This is a genomic window from Melioribacteraceae bacterium (genome assembly GCA_035362835.1).
Classification (GTDB): Bacteria; Bacteroidota; Ignavibacteria; order Ignavibacteriales; family Melioribacteraceae; genus DSXH01.
On the sequence record DAOSDY010000001.1, the window covers coordinates 466,277 to 489,067 of the forward strand.

General features: G+C 40.4%; 15 protein-coding genes. All 15 read right to left on the bottom strand.

Going from position 1 to position 22,791, the window contains the following annotated elements:
• Positions 1-45: 45 nt before the first annotated feature.
• The 15 genes from PLZ15_02055 to PLZ15_02125 are packed head-to-tail and all read right to left on the bottom strand — an operon-like array spanning position 46 to position 22,782.
• Positions 46-1,356, bottom strand: coding sequence for an anaerobic sulfatase-maturation protein (locus tag PLZ15_02055; protein ID HOI28516.1), 1,311 nt, complete (start codon positions 1,354-1,356; stop codon positions 46-48).
• Between the two features lie 53 nt (positions 1,357-1,409).
• Entirely contained in the window at positions 1,410-2,243 is an 834-nt protein-coding gene (locus PLZ15_02060; protein ID HOI28517.1) for a DUF1961 family protein, read from the bottom strand.
• Positions 2,243-3,610, bottom strand: a complete 1,368-nt coding sequence (locus PLZ15_02065) for a glycoside hydrolase family 88 protein (GenBank protein HOI28518.1) — start codon at positions 3,608-3,610, stop codon at positions 2,243-2,245. Before PLZ15_02065 ends, PLZ15_02060 begins: the two co-directional genes overlap by 1 nt.
• 1 nt (position 3,611) lies before the next feature.
• Positions 3,612-4,637 (bottom strand): metallophosphoesterase, encoded by a 1,026-nt coding sequence (locus tag PLZ15_02070; protein ID HOI28519.1) that lies wholly within the window; start codon positions 4,635-4,637, stop codon positions 3,612-3,614.
• The gene (locus PLZ15_02075) at positions 4,627-6,096 is read right to left on the bottom strand and encodes a sulfatase (GenBank protein ID HOI28520.1); all 1,470 of its coding nucleotides are present in this window, start codon (positions 6,094-6,096) and stop codon (positions 4,627-4,629) included. The genes PLZ15_02070 and PLZ15_02075 overlap by 11 nt, the downstream gene beginning before the upstream one ends.
• A 58-nt stretch (positions 6,097-6,154) precedes the next feature.
• Positions 6,155-7,594 (bottom strand): sulfatase, encoded by a 1,440-nt coding sequence (locus tag PLZ15_02080; protein HOI28521.1) that lies wholly within the window; start codon positions 7,592-7,594, stop codon positions 6,155-6,157.
• Between the two features lie 50 nt (positions 7,595-7,644).
• Positions 7,645-8,067 (bottom strand): hypothetical protein, encoded by a 423-nt coding sequence (locus PLZ15_02085; protein ID HOI28522.1) that lies wholly within the window; start codon positions 8,065-8,067, stop codon positions 7,645-7,647.
• A 40-nt stretch (positions 8,068-8,107) separates the two neighbouring features.
• Positions 8,108-9,922 (bottom strand): hypothetical protein, encoded by a 1,815-nt coding sequence (locus PLZ15_02090; protein ID HOI28523.1) that lies wholly within the window; start codon positions 9,920-9,922, stop codon positions 8,108-8,110.
• A 46-nt stretch (positions 9,923-9,968) separates the two neighbouring features.
• Positions 9,969-11,393, bottom strand: coding sequence for a pectate lyase (locus PLZ15_02095; GenBank protein HOI28524.1), 1,425 nt, complete (start codon positions 11,391-11,393; stop codon positions 9,969-9,971).
• A 10-nt stretch (positions 11,394-11,403) separates the two neighbouring features.
• Positions 11,404-13,008, bottom strand: a complete 1,605-nt coding sequence (locus tag PLZ15_02100) for a glycosyl hydrolase family 28 protein (GenBank protein HOI28525.1) — start codon at positions 13,006-13,008, stop codon at positions 11,404-11,406.
• 41 nt (positions 13,009-13,049) lie between these two features.
• The gene (locus PLZ15_02105; GenBank protein HOI28526.1) at positions 13,050-14,414 is read right to left on the bottom strand and encodes a hypothetical protein; all 1,365 of its coding nucleotides are present in this window, start codon (positions 14,412-14,414) and stop codon (positions 13,050-13,052) included.
• Positions 14,415-14,448: 34 nt separating this feature from the next.
• Positions 14,449-17,679, bottom strand: coding sequence for a glycoside hydrolase family 2 TIM barrel-domain containing protein (locus tag PLZ15_02110; protein HOI28527.1), 3,231 nt, complete (start codon positions 17,677-17,679; stop codon positions 14,449-14,451).
• Positions 17,676-19,100, bottom strand: coding sequence for a hypothetical protein (locus PLZ15_02115; protein ID HOI28528.1), 1,425 nt, complete (start codon positions 19,098-19,100; stop codon positions 17,676-17,678). Before PLZ15_02115 ends, PLZ15_02110 begins: the two co-directional genes overlap by 4 nt.
• Positions 19,097-21,142, bottom strand: a complete 2,046-nt coding sequence (locus tag PLZ15_02120; protein ID HOI28529.1) for a hypothetical protein — start codon at positions 21,140-21,142, stop codon at positions 19,097-19,099. The genes PLZ15_02115 and PLZ15_02120 overlap by 4 nt, the downstream gene beginning before the upstream one ends.
• Positions 21,143-21,156: 14 nt before the next feature.
• A complete protein-coding gene (locus tag PLZ15_02125; protein ID HOI28530.1) occupies positions 21,157-22,782 on the bottom strand; it encodes a glycoside hydrolase family 28 protein in 1,626 nt (541 codons plus the stop codon).
• Positions 22,783-22,791: the final 9 nt, after the last annotated feature.

Here is a 22,791-nt window from a genome sequence, read left to right on the forward strand (position 1 = left end):
AGTTCCGTTTCCTAAAATCACAGGCAACCTTGTAAATAGTTAAATTTATTTCCTTTTTTTCATGCAGCAACTTTTAAATTTCGAACCGCTTCCGCACGGACAATCTTCATTTCTTCCGGTATTAAAGCTGGGGAATCCGGCATCTTTTTCGCGCGCCCATTCCATTACAATAGCCGGCGATCTGCGGTTATGCAGCTCATTTGCCATTATTTTCATATAAGGATTTATATAATGGAAAAAGTTTTTATATCCTTCACAGAGATAGTTGAGGCCTTCTTCTCCTTCGGGTGTTTTTATGAATCGGTGCTTCGGGCATTCACCATTGCATGCAAATCTCACATCGCATTGAAGACAATATTTCGGAAGCTTATCCGCTTTATCCATACCGAATTTAATTTCCTGAGGTGAATCGACGAGTGACGCAAGTGAAGCTTCCATTATATTGCCAAGTCTATTTTCGGGATAGACAAAATGGTCGCATGAGTAAATATCTCCGTTATGTTCTATAGCCATTGCTCTTCCGCAGGTTTTATTGAAAACGCAGAGCGATTGTGTTTTTCCGAACCAGCTTTCGAGAGCAACCTCGAATATCTGTACGAATTGTTTTCCGACATCATTCCTTATCCATTCATCGAAGACCGCATTAAGGAATTTTCCGTACTGAAGGGATTCCACAGACCAGTCGGCAAGCTCAGAATCTCCGGAATAATCCGGAGAAATAAGTTCAAGACTATCATTGGTAACTGCAGAGGCTTTTCTCTCTACGATAGGAATAAACTGCATATAAACGCTTCCAATCTCTTTCAGAAAATTATAAACCTCCAGCGGTTTATATGCATTGATCCTGTTTATGCAGGTAAGAGTATTGAATTCAACACCGTGCTTCTTCAAAAATTCCAGACCATTCATCACCTCATCAAATGTAGGTTTCTTATTCTTATGAACTCTATAGTAGTCATGGAGTTCAGCCGGTCCGTCTACCGAAAGCCCGATGAGAAAATTATTCTTGGCAAAAAAGTCCGCCCATTCATCATTAAGCAAAACACCGTTAGTCTGAAGCGAATTGTTGATTTTTTTTCCGTCAGCATATTTATTCTGAATTTCAATCACCCTTCTAAAATAATCGACACCCAGCATGGTTGGCTCGCCCCCCTGCCATCCGAAATTGATTTCCGGAACTGTCTGGACTTCGATATACTGCCTTATGAAATTATCAAGAACTTCATCACTCATTTTCCAATCTTTCGAATCCGGGAATAATTTCTCCTTTTCCAGATAGAAACAGTATGTACAATCAAGATTGCAAATAGGTCCAATTGGTTTTGCAAGAAGATGAAAGGAATCAGAAAATTTCATTTTATAATCTTTCTATATTATTATGTAATTACAAAACAGCATTCTTCGCAGCATTATTTAATTTTTTCAATACTCGTTACTTTAAGATTGGCGTATTCGGCAACAAGAGGCGCCATCTGGCGGAATCCTATCTTACCTCCGCCTAGTACCGGTCCAAGAGTCTTTCCGTCATCAGTCCACTCAAAAATTGAAAGCTCATTAATAAAAAACTCAACAACCGGACCAGCTTTAACAACTCTAATCTGATAAGGACCATTAGCAAATTCAACACATGGAATCGGATCGGCTCCCTGAGTAACTATAACATGTCCGTAACTTTTCCTGAGATTGCTGAGCTGAAAATCTCTTTCCTTCGGATTTCGTCTGAAATAAGAAACATGATGTGCATTAATGTCGCCATGATGATACTGTTTGTAATCGCCGGAACGGCTCTTTAGAGATTTATCAAAAATATCTTCACCGTTTCGTCCCTTAGCAGCAAAAAACATAATGCACAAACCGGGTTCCTTGATCGGCCAGAAATCCCAGGAGACTGCGATATTGTCGGGAAAATCCTTTGGGCACCAGTAGACATAATTAGCTTTCTGTTTAAGAGAGGGATCGAGAAGATTCTGCATTCTCATTCTACCTTCGTTAAACGTGATTTCAGCCTGGCCTTCGAGCACAAAATCCGCGACGTCTGACTGGCTTTTCAAAGGATTATCATATAGAGCTTTCAGTTCTTTATATTTTTTAAAGTATACCTTCTCTGTAAGCGGGTCCTTTTCATCATCCGGCAAATAAATTGCCGAAGAGTCTGCTGCAAATCCGAGTTTACTCAGTCCTATTGTACCGGCGGCAGCTCCCGCGAGTTTAAAAAGATTTCTTCGAGTAAGATAGAAATTCATTATTCACCTCTCTTTATTTCGCCTTTCAATCTGTACATAATTGTCTTATTGAAATTCACATCGTATTTCGGATTATTCATAAGCCGTATCATTTCAGCTCCCGCAAGGATAACAGGTCCGTAACCATGCATGGCATAAACGCTGGTAGGACGGTTGAAATAATAGACATTATCGTTTGCGAAAGTTGTTCCAATGCATGTGCCTTCAACCTGTCCGTTCGGAAGAACTGTTGTAGCAACCGCATTCCATCCGGCAATCGCGACCGGCGCATAAGTATAATCAATCCATCCTTCATTAATTCCACGTGTTATTGCAAACACAAACATCGCAGTACCTGAGGTTTCCAAATATGTTTTTTCTTTATCCAGCATCTGATACCAGAAACCGGTTCCGTCCTGAAGATTTGCAAGCTGCTGTGTAACAAGATTCAGGTAATCAACCACTTTGTCTCTTCCCTTATAGTTCTCCGGTAAAACAGAAAGCAATTCTGCCATAGCCATCATTGCCCAACCGTTGGCACGGCTCCAATAGAACTTGGGATCATATTTTGATTCACGTGCGTTCCAGCCATGATCATAAAGGTTTTTATTTGTATCGAACAGGTATTTCGACATCTGGAGGACCTGTTTAACAGCATCATCCCAATATTTTTTATCTCCAGTCAGCTTTCCCATCTGAGCTAAAAAAGGAATCGACATATAGAAGTCGTCTGTCCATAACGAAACAGCCTGGGGTCTTTCTCTTGCGAGAGTTCCATCTTCAAGTCTGAATTGTTTATTGGTAATATAATTTGCGACGGTATCTATCATATCGCGGTAGCGCTGGTCCGGATTTTTTCCATAAGTCTTTATAAGCGCCGCCCCGATTGAGCCGCAATGATCCAGAGCCGCCATGTGCATCATTTGTCCGAACTGTTCCTTTCTTGCCCTAAATTTTTTGTCGATTTTTCTGAAATAAGGGAGATGATCGAAAACAAAATTGTAATTTTTAATTGCGTAATCGAGGTAGGATTTATCTCCGGTTACCTCAGTAGCAAGGTTCATACCTGAATATACAACACCCATTGTATAGGACCATTGAGTTAATTCACCCTTACTAAGATCTATCTGCGCGTTCTGATTAGGTTCAGAAAAATCAGTAATTGTCTCTCCAGTTTTTGAATCTATTATTCTGTATGGAGTTGATTCCACAAAATAATTTTTAACTCTGTCGATTACTTCCTTAATTTCTGCCGGCTTGGGAATTAAATAAGGAATAGGATACTCAGCTTCTGATTCATTGGGAATTACAGAAGCTTTTTTGTTTTGCGCAATACCTGCTCCATAGATTAATACTATGCAAATAATTAATAAGAACTTACCTCTCATATTATCTCCCTTTATTTATTATAATTGAAAAATCCATTTCATTTCCGCCGGATTTTGAAACCCGGATTAAATCTTTTTTAAATGTTAGAAGCCTCCAGTTATTTTCATTTTCACCGAACGACGCAGTTTCAATTTCAGGAATTTTTCTTCCGTCAGGTAGATAAATTTCCTCGTAAATGTTCTCGTGCATATGTCCAACAAACATTGCTACAATATTTTTGTGATCAATAAGAGTTTTCATAATTCCCGATTTGTATGCTTCGTCATCAGGCCAGCCATCTAAAGGTTTGTTAATGAATTTTCCGTCCCGATTATTATCTGGTGCAGGCAAGGGTACATGGAAAAACATTACAGCTTTAGCATCTTTATTAACCTCAAGCTCATGATTGAGCCATTCAACCATCTCAGGATTCCAGTATGCATCAGTGGGATTTCCCTCGATGCGGTAGATTGCTTCCAGGAAAAGGAAAAGATACTCTGTGCCTCCCGCATTAAATTGCTTGGAATAGTATGAGCCATTCTGAAAGCATTCTGCATTTTTTATCCATGCGGCTTTTGAAGCTTCAGCATTAAAGTGACCGCTTAGATTGTTCTTTTTTTCCTTAGCTGCTTTTGTGTAAAACGTTGAAATTTCATGGTTGCCCAAAGTCAGAAAAACCGGTACCGGTGATTTTCTGCATATATTCACAAAATTTTCTACCTGCCCCGCCATTGCGCTTCCATCAATGGATTCACCTGCATAAAAATCAATATTGTCACCCGATGTCATTATTGCATCTGCGTTTACTTTTTCCGGTATGGTATTTAGGAACTCAACGAACTTCTGCTGATTATCTTCGTACTGCTCTCTTCTTTTCTTCCTATGATCGGGATGGTAACCGTACCAATCGGCTACGTGAATATCCGTCAGATGAATTACATTCAGAGAATCATAAATCACCTGCGAAGAAGTAGAATTGAACGCAGTAAACAGCAAAAACATTAGAAAAATCGTAATGCTTTTTCCGTAGAATAATTTATTCCCCATTTATTTCATCCTCGCTTCCGGGTTCATCTTTATCTCCGGGCCATTTTACTCTTTTAGAATCTTTTGCATTAGTCTTTGGCAGCCAATTTTTCATTTCCTCTTTCAAACCGGAATACTCTGGATCCCATGCCAGGTTTTTCCATTCCATTTCATCGCTGCCGTGATCGTAGAGTTCTTCGGTTCCGTCGTTATATCTTATGTAACGGTATCTTTCATTTCTGACGGAGTGATTTCCCTTCATATGAGTTGTTACCGCAGGATATTTCCACTCTGCTTCAGGATTTTTAAGCAGAGATGCAATACTTTGACCTTCATTTGCCGGATTAGGTTTAAGTCCGCATAGTTCAACAATAGTTGGATACAAATCGAGGAAGCTGACTGTTCGTTCGCATCTAACATTTTTGGGTGAGTTGCCGGGTACAGATATCATAAGAGGTGCGCGGGTTGCTTCCTCCCACAATGTACTTTTCTTCCAGTGAAGTTTTTCCGTCAGATGCCAGCCATGATCGCCCAATAATATCACTATAGTATTTTGGGAGTAGGAACTTTTATCCAATTCATCGATGAGTCTTCCAATCATCGTGTCAGTGAAATTTACCGCGGCAAGATAAGCAGCGACAAGATCCTTTTCTTTTCCTTCTTTCTTTATCGCCCGGTAAACTTTCTCCTGAGCAAGTTTTCTGCCTGCATCTGGTACATCATCAAGATCGTCTTCGCGCATCAGAGGCATTGTAATTTTCTGTTTATCGATCTTATCGAAATACTTTTCGGGGACATACCATGGTAAATGCGGCTTCCTTATTCCGCAAGCAAGAAAGAACGGCTTATTATGTTTCTTATTGAGTTGTTCGATACAATATTCAACAGTTTTATAATCGCCCATTTGGCTGTCGTCAACCTTAAGCGGATACCAGTCAACGTCTTCAGCGCCTTTGGCAGAATTTGCCGGAACTTTAGGCGGGTTTGGATCCCTGGTTGTCTGTTTATCGAGCGAGGGATAAAAATCGTTCCATGAAGCGGGATCAGGAAATTTCCCGTGATAGATTTTTCCCGCACCTGTCGCATAGTAACCGTTTTCTCGTAAATACTGAGGCAAAGTGACTGCATCCTTACCCACTTCAGAGAGTCGGAATGGTTGACGGTTGTTATAGACTCCAGTCGTAGATGGACGGAATCCCGTCATCATACTGGCTCTCGACGGATTGCATATGGGAGCGCTGCAGTAAGCTTTATTAAAAATCACCGACCTTTTCGCAAGCCTGTCAATATTAGGAGTGATTGTATCCTTGTTACCTCCGAAAACTCCTACCCAGTCGTTTAGATCATCTGATATTATAAAAAGAATATTAGGTTTTTCAGCGGGTGTACTTTTCTGAAAGTTGAATCCGGGTAAACTAACCGCTGCGGTACCTAATGCCAGCGTTTTAATAAATTTACTTCTTGAAATTTTGTTTTCCATAATTGCTTTCCATAAAAAATATTTTTGTTAAATCCGTTTATCTATTATTTAATCGATTTTATTCATCAATTGACTCTTTTTTCTTCTTCGCACCGGGTTTGTAATCCGGATTAAGAAACATTTCCTGCGCGTTTACTTTTTTACGCCAGTTTTTCAATTCATCATATAATTCTCTTCCAAGCTGAGGTTTTTCTTTAATAAGATTTTTCTGCTCGCTGATATCGGTCTCTAAATCAAATAATTCCAATGCACCTTCTGTTACAATTCCGTTTATACTCTTTTCATACCACTCGATCAATTTGTAACGTCCTTTCCTTACTGCACCTGAAGGAGCAATGCCCTGCGAATGGTAATGAGGATAATGCCAGAAAATCGGTCGATCGGAATATTTCTCAGCCCCATTCAGGAGAGTAAGAATATCAACACCGTCTATATTGCTGATGTTATTTTTTACACCGCAGATATTAAGAATTGTCGGGAAGAAATCTACGCTGGTAACTGGCACATCACATTTTGAACCGGGTCTTATCACACCGGGCCAGCGTATTATTAAAGGTTCTCGGATTCCTCCTTCGTAAAGCTGAGCCTTTCCTCCACGCAATGGTTTCAGTGTTTCTTTTGCCGTAGAGCAGCCATTATCCGCAAAATAAATTACGATTGTATTTTGTGATAGTTTCAGTTCATCGAGTTTGTCCAGAATTCTTCCGATATTCTTATCAAGAGTTTCGACCATTGCACCGATAACAGGTGAATTTTCAGGGAGATCTGCGCCGGGTTTTTCTTTATATTTTTGAATCAGTGCTTCATTTTCCATTTTCGGGCTGTGAATCGAATGATGCGCCATATAGCAGAAGAATTGCTGATCTTTATTGCCCTCAATAAATTTCAGAGCGTTGTCGGTAATTTCTTTTACATGATGCGCATCAGCATCAGGGTCATCATTCTTGTTCGGTTTGACAGATGTAAAAACCACATCGAAGCCCTGTGAACCGGGATCGCCCGGTCTGCCCGGCGAATAATTCTTGTCGTAATTAAGATGCCACTTACCGAAATGTCCCGTTTTATAACCGGCAGTCTTCAATGCTTCAGCAATAGTTACTTCCTCAAGCGTAAGTTGTTTTGTCCACTCCGGAGTGGCGAGATAATTCTCCGGCTGAGTTTCTTTCCCGGGTATGAAATCTGTAAGATGAAGTCTGGCAGGATATTTACCTGTCATTATGCTTGCTCTGGTAGGTGAGCAAACCGGGCACGCTGCGTACGAATTAGTGAAGATCATACCTTCGCGGGAAAGCCTGTCAATATTCGGTGAATGATAATACGGATTGCCGTAACAACCGAGTTCATGTACTCCCTGATCATCTGCCAGAATAAAAACTATATTAGGTTTTTCTGTTCTGTGCATTCCGCTAGTAATAAATTTCGGAAGCAGAAAGGCGGCAGAAAATATTCCTGCTGTTTTGATAAAATCTCTTCGTGAATGATTTGTTAATTCATTCATACTTACTCCTCGCCACCGTCGTTTTCGTTGTCCTTATTATTTTCCTTCTCTTATTTATCTTTCTTCTTTCGGGTTTTTTTCTCTTTCTCTGTATTGTCTTCACGGGAATCATTCTTGCGAACTTTCAGCGTAATCCAGTTTGATCGGATCTGATTGAATCTAACCTGCTGTTCAACTGTAAGTATCTGATCAATAGCTATATTAATTTCGTTGAGATGATTTCCGTAATTAACTTTTGATTTTGATGCACCGACATTTTGCATTGGATTTCGGAATGAGGGAGACATTAGAATAGATACAACCCTCGATTTCTGTGAATCTGACAGATCCAGAAGTTTCTGAAGTTTTTCTGCTTTTGAATACGCAGAATTACCTTTAGACTGACCAGATATACTGACAGGTAGTAAACATACAACCGCAAATAGCATATTTAATAATACTTTTATAGTTAGCGTACCTGATTTTATTTTCATCAAGCTCTCCCTGAAAATCTGCCTGCAATAAAGAAAAAATCTAATTTCCAATTGATCTTACATCATCGATATAATATTTGATATTCCTGATTTTATCATCGGGATTTACCAAATCAGTTTTTCTGCCTTTTTCGATAACCGGATTTTTGCCCCGGTATTCTCCCGTTCTTATTAAAAGTCTCTGCAATGTTTCTGCGGGTTCAATAAAGCCGGCGCCGGTGATCAAATTTGTTCCGTTAACCGATAGATCATAAGCACCTTTAGCACACTCCGCATAAAAATGAAAATTCATCCATTCTGCCGCATCATATCTTCCGGCTTCTTTTAGAATTTCTCCGTCATAATATTTTATCTGCGCATCATCCGTTAGTACGACTGAGGCTGCACGTCTGCCGTTTTCATCAAGGATTTCAATTTCCAGTCTGCCGGAATTATTCTGTGCGGCAAGAAGACTGAAATCGATTTTAATTTTTTCCGCAGCCGGGAAAGTTCTCGATACTTTTGCAAAGTCGTACGGATCGGAATCCTGAAGAAGAATTGATTTTCCTACCCTGCCCGGCGAGTCAGCAAGAGATACCGGCGCCCACAAAGGTTTATAAAGATTCCATTTCATCAGATCTTCAGGATTTTCAAAACTGTCGTTGATATGTTCATTTTCAACAAACCTGACAGGAACTGGAATGCGAGCCACCCAGATATCTTCTTTCGAAACGCTGTAAGTAATCCACAAATCATTTCCGGAAGGATTTCCATTTCCTTCAGCGATCCCTCTTACGTATTGCGGTCCCTCATTTTTACTTGAGCCTCCGAATCTTTTAGGAGGCACTTCATCATGCACAACATGAAACTGACCGTAATTTATACCGTCCCCGCTTACGGAAATGCAGAGCGGATAACGATTCTGCAAAGTAGGGCATAGAGTTATCGCGTACATTCCGTCATCTGTTCTCTGCCCCCAGACTTTAGCATTTGTCGGCGGGATTGAAGGAAGTTTAACCGCATCGCTCCATGAATTCCCACCGTCATCTGAAATCATAGCAAGTGAAGATTTCCATAGTCCTACGGTCTTTCCGTCTTTTCTATGATAGTAGCTAAGGGCCTTCAATTTGTTTTTATACTTATCCGTATCAACTCTGAAAAAGCCGTCTTTACCCTGGTCTTCTTCAAACCATTGAAGGGTCATAAGTTTGTCGGCAAGCAGTGAATCGCATGCATCTATGAATCCGGGATCATCAGATTTTTTATAGAATGGGAAATCCACATTCGATTCATTCCAGCCATTCTGCGTGTGAATTCTTATAAAATAAATCGGGCTCATCGTTCCATCTTTATAAATCTCTCTTACAACTCTTCCGATTCCCCTTCCATCATTTGGTTTCGGGATTACAGCATAACATCCAAGTATCAGAAGTCTGTTATTAGGTGAGACGTAAAATCCCATTCGCTGATGCATAATAACATCGGGATTATTATAAATCGGGAAAGCAACAACGGGTTTCCCCCAATTGCGTCCGTCTTTAGAGGAAACCACAAAAGTCTGACCGGGAGGCACTGCCTCTCCTACGGGCGTTGATAAATATTCCAGGAAGAATGATCCGTTCCAGTATGCAAGCATCGGTCCGTGATTGTAAGTCCAACCGAAACCATCCGACAATTCAGGATGGCTTCTGTTTGCTCTCATTACCTGAATATTTTCAACACCAATTGCCTGAGGTAGTCTTCCGTCCGAATAAGTCTGATCCGGCAGAGTTCCGGAATACCTTATCGGCTCGGCAGCGGAACCCGGACTATTCTGTGCTAACTGCACTCCACACACTAGTATAATTGCAAAAAATATTTTAAAGTTGATTTTCATTCTTCTCAATTAAATTATTCGTAATCAATTTCCATTGATCCAATCATTAATTTTTTGATTTCCTCTCTGATTTCAACTCATTCATAATATTTATATACTCACATAAAACAAGAACATTGTTATTAAACACCTCACTGCTTATCCTGTCCTTAACAATATACTGACCGTTCCAGGCTTTATTGGGTATTTCCGCTTTGAATTTATCATTCTTCGATACCCATCTCCCCATTTCGTCCTGCGCTTGAATAATTTTCTTAACTTTTTTTTCAATCTCTAATTTCTTCTGCAACAATTTTTCAATAGAGAATTCTTCTTTAGATGGTTTTTGGAATTTTCCCAGTCTGCCGGTCTTCATTTGTTCGTATCGCATTTCGGTGGTATTGATTAATTCCGAAAGATCTCTCTGGTAACCATAACCGGTATTCCTTTCGGGACTCAATTCTTCAAAACTTTCTCTTCTTATTCTTCCACGGTCGTAGAACAGTGGTTTGTTTGTGTTTAGTTCGGCAAAACGGGGCCATTTACCGTTCGGCATTTTTACATCTTTCACCCATTGGAGTGCATCCGTAACCGGGAACAGCAGTGTATCATTTCCCGTGACAATGAATAGATCCATAAGCGAATTGATATTATTCAAAGTTACAGGCGGACAAACACTGGGCGGTTCAAAAGGTCGTGCCCATACCGGCTGAAGAAATTCATTGTACTGCTGAGCCCACCCGGGCTGAGGAGGAGGCAACTGTGAAATGAGGATATAATTCCCAACTTTAACTAAGCTATTATAAAATCTATCGTCCTTATAAATTCTGTAAGCATCCAGCATTACATCAATACATCTGTTAATTCCCGCATCGTTGAAAGTTGCGTAATCGTGATAATTACCCTGTTTCGGATATTTGTGCGGCCAGCCGCCTTGCGGCATCTGAGCGGCGAGCATCATGTTCAGGGCCTTATTTACTGAGTTACGCAGAGTATCATTTTTTATTTCCTGATCGAGCGCCATAAGAAAACGGATTGCACTTTGGGTCTGGTCATCATCAAGACTTACGACCGGTTTTTTATTTTTTCCGTCGAAATAAATTTTATGATCCCAACCCCCGTATTCATTCTGTCCCCTGAACAAAGCCCTACCGGCTTCATGAGCAAAGCGCAGAAATGACTTATCACCTGTTACTTTGTAAGCTTTTAGAAAGGAAAGGCCGACAGCCGGTGTGCCGGGAGGCTGCACTTCAATCGTCGAATCGTCGGTTGATCCCTCACCCCATTTTTCTTTTAAATCTGTGGTGTAGAAATAGACATATCCACCCTGGATATTAATTGAGTGAAAATATTCAATTCCTTTCTTTAAACTCTCTTCGGCTTTTTTCAGTAACCGATCATTCTCCTGGGCAAAAGAATTTTGACCAACTGCGAAAAGAAAATTTACTATTATCGAGAAGAAGTAAAAACTTGTCCGTAAATAATTTTTCATATAAAGTTTTTCAATTATTTTTCTGTTCTGTCACTTCGAATGTAACATCTTCAGTGAATTTATTTATCTTTATCCAGGCATCCTTCAAATCTTTGCACAGAGTTCCTTGTATAATCAGGTTTTTGAATTGCACTCCGGATATTTTATGATTCTCATCAAACCCGTCAATGTTGGATTCTTTGTTTCCCTTATAATCGTATACGCAGTTTTCGATAAGTACATTTTTAATTTGTCCGGCGCGCCTTACGTATCCCGGCGCATCATCAACCGCTCTATCGCCCAGTTCGAACTGCAGGATTCTCTGCTGGTTATCCTCAAATAGTCTTTCAAAATGATTATTCGTAAAATGGATATTTTCAAAAACGGAACCGTCTCTTGAATAGAGGGACATGCCGCGGTCACATTCCAGAATAGAATTGTTATCAAATGTCACGTTCCTGATATCCGCTCTTGTCTCCGTGCCAAGTTTCATAGCGGATTTCTTCGTAATAAATACGCAGTTCTTAACCAGGATATTTTCTGCCGGTTGAAGCAGTTCTGTATTACCTGAGGTCTTAATCGCAATATTGTCATCGCTGCAGTACATGAAGCAATTGTCTACTGTAACATTACGCGATCCGTCGGGATCGATTCCGTCGGTATTAAATACATTTCGGTCGTTGATCATTTTGATATCCTGGAAGGTTACACCGTCTGATGCGAGAATGTGTGTATTCCAGGCCGCGGGATCTCTGAGAAGCAGTCCTTTGACCAGTATGTTTTTAGAATTTCTTACCCTGATAAGATTTGCCGGTTTTCCCTGCGGACGGAGTTTAGCCCCCTGACCATCTATAATTCCTCTTCCCCACAATTTTACATTTTCAGCTTCTCCAATCAGGATCAACCTGCTGTAAGTCATTTTCCATCCCTTATTAGTATAATTATCGGGATCATTTACCTGGTCGGCCTCATTAAATCCCGCATCCTGCGGGTAGTCTTTTCTATCAGGGGAACCGAGTAAAACCGCGCCATACTCGAGATAAATATTCGAATTGGTCCTGAGATTCAAAGTTCCAATTAGATAAACGCCTGCAGGGAAGAATAAAATTTTATTAAAGGTGGCGCATTCATCTATCGCTTTCTGGATTGAAGAGGTGCTTAACGTTTTGCCGGTATTGTCAACCGAATACTTTTCGATGCTAACAATATTTTCATCACCTGGTTCGGGCGATTCATTTTCAATACCATCGGCGAAAATAAAAAGTCTTTCGAGATTATTTATATAGGCCACAAGTTTCGAAGGTTTTTCAATTGTGAAAGAAATTTGATCCCCTTTAACTTCCGGTCTTATTTCAAATCGTCTTGGACTTATCTCGGCTTTATTTACTTTTTCCGAAACGGTGACAGTTATTTCAGCTTTTCCGGCAAATCCAAAATTAACGTAGTGAACATCTTTGTAATCTTCAGTGAATATTTCTCTGCCATTGACAGAAACTTTGAATACGGAACTTTTATCTGCATTATACTTAACCGGATATTCCTTTACTACATCTTGAGCAGATACACTTAAGGACAAATAAAATATTCCGAGGAATAGCAAAACAAAAATTTTGAAAACATCGAATCTAACTATCATAATATTCCATAAATGTTTTATACAAATTGTATAGCTTCATTTTATTTCATACTTAGAAGACTGTTCAAATACTTTTCCAGGTTTGTATAACCGTCTTTATTAAAATCCCCGTTCCTGTCATCCGGATTTTTCGGGTCGAGTCCGTTTTTGATTTCCCATCCATCCGGCATTCCATCCGCATCGGTATCTTTTAGCGCCGGTAATGATTTTAGTACCGGCCAGCCGCCAACCTGACTTTGTGAATTTATAATTCGACCCGTTCCGTTTTTTACATCACTGATGATTCTTTCATCCGCTGCATCACGGTGGAGAGAGGCTCCGACATATTTGATCACCGAGTCATATGCCTGCAGCGCCGTCAAGGTTTCTACAGGTCCTGTGGAGAAAGGTTTGCCTACTTTATAAGCATCACGGTCTTTTTGCGACCAGTTTTTCCAATCAATAAGGCTCCACTGATCTTTGGGAATGCGGCTATAAAAATAATTTCCGCTGTAGTACGCACGAAAATGTTTGCTGCCGGGACTGTATGCAAAGCCTCCGGGATCTGAATCCATTCCGGATTTTCCGTAATTATTGACGTAATTATATCTGCAAACGCTTTTAGAGTCTGAATCATAACTCGGACGGTCGCCGCCCCAGTTGTACATCACATTATTTCTGAAATCAAATAGAAGTCCGAGAGAATCTTTCTCATATGTATTTTCATCATAATTTCCGGGTCGGGGATTCCGGTTTTTGTTATGCGCATAAAGATTATGAAGATAGGAATAACTCGCACCATAGCATCCGCGTATGAGTGATCCGTAGCCGTGAGATCCTTTATGATGAATGCTTTTATTCAGTGCTTCTGCAATTAAACACCACTGAACTGTAACACTGTCAATTTTATCTTTTTCTCCGGTGGAACAGGAAAGGACTTCATCGACAGACCAGCTTGCGGAACAATGATCGATGATTATATTTTTCCCTTTGTTAATTGATATAGCATCGGCTACCTGACCGGCCTGGTCACCGAGTCTGGAACGGATATAGCGGACTATAATATTATCTGCATCGATTGAGAAGTTGTAATCCCTCAAACAAATTCCATCGCCCGGTGCAGTCTGACCCGCGATTGTTAGATACGGTTTGTTCACAGATAGCTGCGATTTCAATTTAATTGTGCCTGAGATATCAAACACTATTGTTCTGGGTCCATTCGCGGAGTTTATACCGTATCTAAGAGATCCGGCTCCGTCGTCATTAAGATTTGTAACGTGATAAACGTCTCCGCCTCTGCCTCCTTTAGTGTAAGCGCCGAAACCTTCCGCACCGGGGAATGCAATCTGTTGCCCCGAAATATTTCCGGAATAAAACAGGAATGATGCCGAAAAAAGAAGGAAGAAACATGATTGAAAAATTTTCATTATTGAATGCCTTTAAAAATTTTATGCAATTAAATTATTTCCAATCGAACACATTTAGTTTTTCTATAAACTCCGGACGCTTGTCCGCTTCAACAGGAATAATTGTAAGTCTGCCTTTTACTTTTTGAATTTTATCAGCTTCAACGAGAAGAAGAGTTAGCATGCCCCCGGTTTTATTTCCCTTACCCGCCGAAAGAAGTATTTGCGAAAAAATTTGTCCGCCGCTGCCTGCTTCGAGAGATGCAGTGTGACCGTTATTCAGAAAACAGATTTCACTACCAGCATCACCTGTTATGTATGCAAGTCCGACATTTGTTCTGTTACCATCGTAATATCTACTTCGCGGATCCGTAATAGATTTTGGTTTAATATTCCAGATTCCGTATTCGGCAGCGTCTGTCTGACCGGGATAGGAATTATAAGGGCCGTCTCCAATCCATGTCATTTCATTCATTTTTTTCATTAACCTAAATGCGAGACCGAGATTTAGGAAATTGCTATTGGCATTTAGTGGAGATAGTGTATAATCCAGATCTATAAATCCACTTGGGGAAACCACGAGAATCATATCGACAAGAATAGATTGATTATTCCTGTCTTTATCCAGGCTTTTAAAATCCAATTTCATACTGATAACAACACTACCTTCAGATTCCTCTGACAGTTTACATTCCTTTACTATAGCGTCAGAAAGCAATGCCGTTTCCCAGAATTTAATATTGTAGCGGGGATAATTCCTTAGCTCGGACATTTCGGGAGTGCGGCTTACTCGAACAAACGGACCTTCGAGCAGAGTTTTTTCTGAACCTTTTTTAAGCAACTCAATCCTTCCTTTTGCACCATGAACCTTCAGTACGAAATTCCCTAACTGATATTCTGATATTATATTTCCATCATAAAGAGATTTCAGCTTTACCGGTGTCATTCCTGCTGTTACAATTTTTCTGAAGTCTGTTTCACCTGATTCCGGAATAAGTCTTACTGATCGTTCGTAAATATTGCGTCCGTTGAAATCCGTGAAAGTGATTCTGATTATATTTTCGGAATTAATTAATTCGTCATTGAGATTGATATCAAAGATGATTTTACCTTTTCCGTGCGGTGGTGCAGAGATTATAAGATTGCCGGATTGAATTATATTTCCGTTACTGAGTAAGTCCCAAGCGCAGTCGAGTCTATTAAGATTGGTGAAATCGTAGCGGTTAATAACTTCAAGATCGACACTCTGTTTTCCCGAATGAACTGTAAATTTATTCTCCGGCATAACGACGGGTGAATAAACTTTCCTCGTAATCCAGTAATCAACCTGCGGGAAACGGTCGGCAAAAACGATACCATCTGTTCCAAAACCGCCGTGACTGTCAAGTACCGTAACACTGTCGAGCCATACGTCAGCACATATATCGGAACCGTTTTCATTTGCGTTCAGTCTGTCCAACGGATCTGTCAGAATTTTTCTCCCGCCGATTTTTCTTTTAAGTCCCTGATCTGCCCACAGCCAGATGAAGGCTCCGGCAAGCCTTTCGTATTTCTCAATCACGTTCCATCTTTCCGCAAGACCTTCAAATGCAGAGCCGAGCGAATGATTATATTCAGTGCAGATTACCGGCCTGGTAATACTCTTGTCGGTTGCAAGATCAATCAGATTTACGACGCGATCTCTACCGGGAACTTCTCTTACGTATGGATAATGAGGTGCAAGAATTTCAACGCTTTCAGGAAGGTGAAGAATAAATTTTGTTTTCTCGGCAAACTCAGTCAGGTTTTCTCCTTTCATCGGAGATTTTTTTTCGTTTATCTGAGCTCCCGGCAGAAGTCTGTATCTTGACGGATCGAGTTGTTTAACGCGGTCCGCGGTCTGAACTACTATAGGAGTAATCGGATTTTCATTTCCAACGCTCCAAATGAGAACCGATGGATGATTTTTATCTCTGGCAACTGTTGCCTCCGCTCTACACAATAAAATATCGGCATAGGATGGATCATATAGATTCTTATCGCCGAAACCGAACGGAACTTCGCATATAACATATATTCCGTATTCATCGCAAAGATCAAGAAAGACAGGATGGGGCGGATAGTGGGATGTGCGGACAGCATTGATATTTGCCTGTTTCATCAATTCAATATCTTCACGGTATTGTTCATAGCGCAAAGCGCGGCCAGCATCAGGATGAATATCGTGATGATTCACGCCTCTTAATTTTATTGAAGCATTATTCAGTTTCAGCACATCGCCGTCAATACTCAGCTGCCTGATGCCCGTTTTACGAATGACTGTGTGTAATGTATCGCCGCCTTCGACCAGACTCAGTTTCAGTGAATAGAGATTCGGAGTCTCGGCATTCCATAAAAGAGGATTTTGGACATTCAGCGAAATAGAAGCACCTGATTGAGAGTTTTTCCCGCTTTCAATTGGGGATTCGAATTTTTTTATTAATCTGCCTAAGGGATCAGAAAGACTTCCGGCTATTTTCAGATTTGCCGAAACTGATTCCGGACAATCAATTTTTACTTTACAATTAATTTCGGCAGCAGAAAGATCAGAATTCACATTCGTGATAATTGTAAGATCCTTAAGATATTTTTCTCCAACCGAGAAAAGAAGAACATCGCGGTAGATTCCTGAGAGAGCCCATGCATCATGAGTATCGAACTGCCAGCCTTTATACCGTCTGTAAACCTTCACAGCGAGAACGTTGCGGTCTGTCCGTTTAATCAAATCTGTAATATCAAATTCACTTCTGTTAAACGGACTTTCAAACCTTCCTGCAATACTACCGTTTATCCAGAACTCAAATCCGTAAAGAACTCCTTCAAAACGTATAAATATTTTTCTGTTATTCCATTCGTCCGGAATAGTGAATTCGCGACGGTACAATCCGACACCTTCGCGTGGTTCTTTATAAATAGGTTCTTCAAATCCCTGCAGCTCCCAGTTGGCCGGAACTTTAATATCAGACCAATCTGATACATCAAATTGCGTATTGAAAAATTCATTTTCCGGACCATTCAGCATGAATTTCCATTCTCCGTTTAAATCCTTCTGCCAGGTTTTTTCTTTATCAAGAGGTATGTAACCGGATGGTTTATAAGCATCCTTATTTTGTCCGACTAAAGTCTGAGCAATTGCAGCTGAAGAAGTAGTAAACAGAGCCAGTAAAAGAATGGATTTCAATCCGGACGATATTTTGCCCGAGCTCCTGTTCAAATTCCTTGATGATTTATAATAAGTCCGCAGTGCAGAATATAAAGCCAATTTCATTTTTTTTCAGTTATCACAATATTATTGAGGTAATCTTCAAGATTAGTATAGCCGTCTTTATTCATATCACCATTTCTGTCATCCGGATTATCCGGATTGAGTCCATTTTTGATTTCCCATTCATCGGGCATTCCGTCGCGGTCAGAATCTTTTGGAGCCGGCAGAGTTTTAAGCGCTGGCCAGCCGCCTACGTCATTCTGAGAATCTATTATACCGCCGTTTCCGAAATGAACAGTTCCGGTTAGGACTTCGTCAGCAATTCTTGCATCGAGGATGTCTCTTACAAGAGATGCGCCTGCATTAGCAACTACAAGCGGATAAACTTCAATTGCAGACAGTTCTGTAATTGGAGGGAAATCAAATGGTTTATGTGCCCTATTTCTCTCTTCGTTTGCGCCATTCGTAAAATCAATTCCACCGTTCCAATTATCTGCGGTTACATCCGGATAGCCGTCAATATAATTTTCTTCTGCGTACAACGAAGTTTCGTACTTATAAGAATCTCCCGGACTGTTACCCTCATTTCCGGGACCGCCGGCAATCTGGGCGTCGCTTAACTGAAATATTCTGTGCCTTACAGACTCTTTGGTGCCGGGTCCCGGTTTGTAATAATTTTTTGTCCAGTTCATGTAGGAGGAGGTTCCGTCGTAGCAGTTATTGTAACCCCAGTTATAGATTACGTTGTTTCTGAAATCTACTTCGCAGTGTCTTCGTCCTGTCACTTTCGGGCTTCGGGAACTGTGATGAGCATACAGATTGTGGTGAAAGGATTGCTGAATGCTGCCAATAATTCCACCGTATCCATGTGCGCCTTTATGATGATGAGAATTTCTCAGACTTTCGGTAATCATACACCACTGAACAGTTATCGAATCGGCTTTACCGCTCTGACAAGAGAAAGTTTCGTCAATCGACCAGCTTGCAGATACGTGATCGAAAATAATGTTCGATCCTCTGTTAATCGAAATTGCATCCGAGTCGCCATCGCTTTTATCACCAAGTCTTGATCGAATGTAACGGACAATTATATTATCGGCGCTCACCAGAAAAGAATAATTGCAAAGAGTTATACCCTCGCCGGGAGCAGTCTGTCCCGCGATAGTCAGATTCGGTTTAGAAACAGTAAGTGATTTCTTCAATATGATATTACCGGAAAGATTAAAGACAATAGTCCTCGGTCCTTTCATTTTTTCAATGCCGTATCGAAGAGAGCCTTCCCCATCATCGTTAAGATTTGTAACATGATAAACATCTCCGCCGCGTCCGCCTGTAGAAAACCTTCCGAAACCTTCAGCGCCGGGAAATGCCGTAATCCGCGATTGTGCCATATCTGAATTCAATTGAGCAAAGAGCAGAATCAGAATAATCACTGCATAGAATAATTTTCTATTGACAGATTTCATAAGAATTCTCTCTATCATTTAGTCCATCCGGGCAGAGAAACAGTTGCCTGATAATTTGAATTATTGTAGTAAGGATTTTTCACCGGTTTATAGAGTTTACCCGGTTTCGGATTATCGCTTTGAGTGTAGACCCAAATCTCGTACGGATCCCAGACTACAATTTCATCCCTTACATCTCCGCAGATATCTAATACGGCGTTACACAGATAAGGGTGACCATCGCCCGGGAATGCAAGAACTTTTCTTCCCCATCCGTCGTAAGCTCCGCCATCCTCTACATCCGGCGATAGAACGAAATATTCTTCCCCCTTGCCAGTCCAGTTGAGAGGAAGCATCATACTTCCGTGCTGTACCGGTTCGAATTGTTTGTAAATACTGCCTTCGCTGTCGAAATAAGTAATGATTCCCTGATTACCGTGAAAATTTATTGAAACGGTTTCCAGACCGGGAAGGTCATCTCTGAAATTTGCAACTGATGGATTCTGAACATGTCCAATAAAATGACGCAGAATAATATCGCCTTTAAGATTCGTCCTGAAATAGCCCTCGTCGCTGGAGGCATACATTATCTGGGGCTCCATCTGTTTGTCAGGATTGAAATTCAAAACTGCAATACCGTCCGCGTGCTGTTGAAGACCTTTAATCGTCCACAATTCCGTTCCATCATCGTCGAAAAGCGAATAACCGATCGCCAGTTCATCTTTACCGTCATTATCAAGATCAACTGCATACGGGAAATGGCCGGTATTCGCTTCAGCTTTCCAGAGGAGTTCAAGTTTGTTGTTATAAACCCAGAAATGATTATATCTGTCTTTTAGCAAAAGATCACTTGCGTATCCCTTTCCGCTTACATCACAGAAGAAGATACAATCCCCGAGTATATTTTCGATTTGCCCGTCTTTGTTTTCTGCGATTGGAGTATCGATAGAATATTTTGTTTTGCCGGTAGCCCCTTCCACAACAATTAGTTTCCTGTCTTTGCAATAGACTATTTCATTTTTACCATCATTGTCGATATCATTAATCTGAAAAGGAACATCTGTGGTTTGAAAATATTTGAACAAATCAGGTTTACCTATCTGCCATAATTTTTTCCCATCGAATGTCATTGCGGTGAGACAGGAAAGTTCATTGTTATCGCCTTTCGGTCCGTAGCTTATTATTTGTCCGATAACAACATCAGTCTCTCCGTCATTGTCGAGGTCGCCGAAACGGAGATTTCTTCCGGCTCCGAATCCCGGTGTTTTAATTTTTTTCCATAGTTTCATTTGCGGATTATTTTTCTGCAAAGCCAATTCTTCATTTTTACGCAGCTGCTGCTTCGCAGTAATATCATTAAAAGTTTTTTGAGATGTTGTTACAAGTACAGTGCTGTATTTTGCGGGGAGGTCGGACATCAATCCTATTTTTCCCGCGGCATAAGTCGCGTCGGAAGCCTGAAGAAGTTTTACTCCGTCAATTGAAGCTGAAATCTGATTTCCCAGAACACTTACTTCAAGTGAAACAAATCTATCTCCGGGTAGAATATATTCCGTTTGAGCCAGTATTTTTTCCAAAGGTTTGTGAAATGCCGTAGCATGATTTACCATTTTAAGGATTGCCTTATTCTTTTCGGTACCGAAGAAATAATAACATCTGTCATTCTGGTAGCGGAATAAAATGCCGCTCTGTTTTTGATCCGACTCGGGCTTGAATGAAACCTTTACAGTGTAATCAGTCCAAAGTGAATCGCCGGTAATTACAACTGGATGAGTCCAGTTGTCTTCGTTCAGATGAGTCTGAACCATCATTTTTTTCCCGTCTTCCTGATAAATCCACCATGCTCGCTGTTCGCCAACGGATTCGCCTTGAGCAGAAACGACCCAGCCGAACTTCGGGGCAGCTTCGGCAACGTAATGATATTCGGCGAATGCTTTAACGAATGTCGAAAACATTCGAACCGGAAATTCCTGAAAATCTTCATTCAATAGTATTCTCTGCTTATCTGATTCATTCTGTGCTGATACATTGAAGAATAGGAACAGAGCAAGCAAAAACGATTTCAATAAATATTTTTTCATTTATTTCCCCAGGTTTATTTGATTACCGAACCTTTCTGCAATTCCTTGCCTTCTGTAATCGGTGTTTTAACGTGAATTAAATTGTTGCTTCCAACAACGATATATTTTGAATCTTTACCATCAACCGAAAGAAATTTGTCTGTGCCGGGAAGCGGATTGCAGTTGTAGATATATGCATTGTTGACGTTTTTAAGATCAATCAGCGATTGACCATTAGCAGGTTTCAGAGTTTTTATTCCTTCGAGTTCAAGATTCTCAACTTTATCAGCCCTGATGACGGGACCCTTCTTTACATTAACTGTTACATTATGGAATTCTATATTTCTTGCCTTGTTAACATTAAAACCGGTTTCTGCATGGATATTGACATCGTTAAAAGTAACATCTTCAATCCACATTTCATCGATACCTAAAAGGTTACCAGCTTCTTTTACATCCGTAGCGGTAATATTGCTGAAATGAATATTTCTAAACTTCGGGGTTTTTTCCGAAACAGGTTCGGCATCCGACTTTTTATATTCCATATTAATATGAATTGCTTCGCGCTGAATATTTTTCATAACAATTCCATCAACACGAATTTCTTCTACAATGCCGCCTCTTCCCCTCATAGTCTTTAGTCTTATACCTCTTTCAGTTCCGTCAAAAACACAATTGGATATTGTAACCTTTCTTACATCACCCGACATTTCGCTTCCGATGACAACCCCGCCGTGACCTTCAAGCATTGTACAATTTGTAATAGTAATATTCTGGCAGGCTTTACCCCAATCGCGTCCGTCTTCGTCACGACCTGATTTAATAGTGATGCAATCATCCCCTACACTAAGATGACTATTTGAGATATGGACATAGCTGCATGAGGAAGGATTGATTCCGTCGGTATTAGGTGATTCCGGCGGATTATTAATTGTAATACCAGTTATTGTTACATTTTCGCAAAATGCAGGGTTAAGGGTCCAGAAAGGAGGATTCATTATTGTTACGCCTTCAATAAGAATATTATTACCCTCGAAAACCTGAAACATAGGAGGTCTAAGGAAGAAGATTTTGGTCCAGTTATCCGTATCGGGTTTTTTCGTTTCAACATTCAATTGCTGAGTCAGTTTTTGATATTTACCGAGTTCAACATTTTCTCCTTTTTTTGCTGCATTGCGGTATATTGCAACTTCATCCCACCACTTTTTTCCATGACCATTAATAGTTCCACGACCCCGGATTGCAACATTATTCACTCTGTATCCATAAAATTGCGGCGAAAAATTCATACAAACAGTTTCCTCCCAGCGGGTTTTAACAAACGGGAGATAATCGTCGTAATCATCCGTGAAATTTAAAATTGCACCGGCTTCCAAATAGATAGTTATGTTATCCTTAAAGTGGATCGGGCCTGTTAAATATTCTCCGGCCGGGAAATAAATTGTACCGCCTCCTTTATCTGAAGCCGCATCAACGGCATTTTTAATATTATCAGTTATTTTAGTTTTGCCGTCGCATACAGCACCGTAATCCATAATGTTGAATACATTGCCGAAATCATGAGAAGATTTTGTCTGTGCGCTGATCTGCTGTTGCGGAATCATATTAGCAATCAACAGAATGAATAATAGATATTTTAAATAATCTGAATAAAACTTCATTTGTTTTTC

Bases quoted from the DNA above. Each gene is read 5' to 3' on its own strand.
- PLZ15_02080 (HOI28521.1), bottom strand. From the start codon at position 7,594: ATGAATGAATTAACAAATCATTCACGAAGAGATTTTATCAAAACAGCA.
- PLZ15_02120 (HOI28529.1), bottom strand. From the start codon at position 21,142: ATGAAAAAATATTTATTGAAATCGTTTTTGCTTGCTCTGTTCCTATTC.
- PLZ15_02075 (HOI28520.1), bottom strand. From the start codon at position 6,096: ATGGAAAACAAAATTTCAAGAAGTAAATTTATTAAAACGCTGGCATTA.
- PLZ15_02055 (HOI28516.1), bottom strand. From the start codon at position 1,356: ATGAAATTTTCTGATTCCTTTCATCTTCTTGCAAAACCAATTGGACCT.
- PLZ15_02085 (HOI28522.1), bottom strand. From the start codon at position 8,067: ATGAAAATAAAATCAGGTACGCTAACTATAAAAGTATTATTAAATATG.
- PLZ15_02065 (HOI28518.1), bottom strand. From the start codon at position 3,610: ATGAGAGGTAAGTTCTTATTAATTATTTGCATAGTATTAATCTATGGA.
- PLZ15_02070 (HOI28519.1), bottom strand. From the start codon at position 4,637: ATGGGGAATAAATTATTCTACGGAAAAAGCATTACGATTTTTCTAATG.
- PLZ15_02095 (HOI28524.1), bottom strand. From the start codon at position 11,393: ATGAAAAATTATTTACGGACAAGTTTTTACTTCTTCTCGATAATAGTA.
- PLZ15_02060 (HOI28517.1), bottom strand. From the start codon at position 2,243: ATGAATTTCTATCTTACTCGAAGAAATCTTTTTAAACTCGCGGGAGCT.
- PLZ15_02105 (HOI28526.1), bottom strand. From the start codon at position 14,414: ATGAAAATTTTTCAATCATGTTTCTTCCTTCTTTTTTCGGCATCATTC.
- PLZ15_02090 (HOI28523.1), bottom strand. From the start codon at position 9,922: ATGAAAATCAACTTTAAAATATTTTTTGCAATTATACTAGTGTGTGGA.
- PLZ15_02115 (HOI28528.1), bottom strand. From the start codon at position 19,100: ATGATAGAGAGAATTCTTATGAAATCTGTCAATAGAAAATTATTCTAT.
- PLZ15_02110 (HOI28527.1), bottom strand. From the start codon at position 17,679: ATGAAATTGGCTTTATATTCTGCACTGCGGACTTATTATAAATCATCA.
- PLZ15_02100 (HOI28525.1), bottom strand. From the start codon at position 13,008: ATGATAGTTAGATTCGATGTTTTCAAAATTTTTGTTTTGCTATTCCTC.
- PLZ15_02125 (HOI28530.1), bottom strand. From the start codon at position 22,782: ATGAAGTTTTATTCAGATTATTTAAAATATCTATTATTCATTCTGTTG.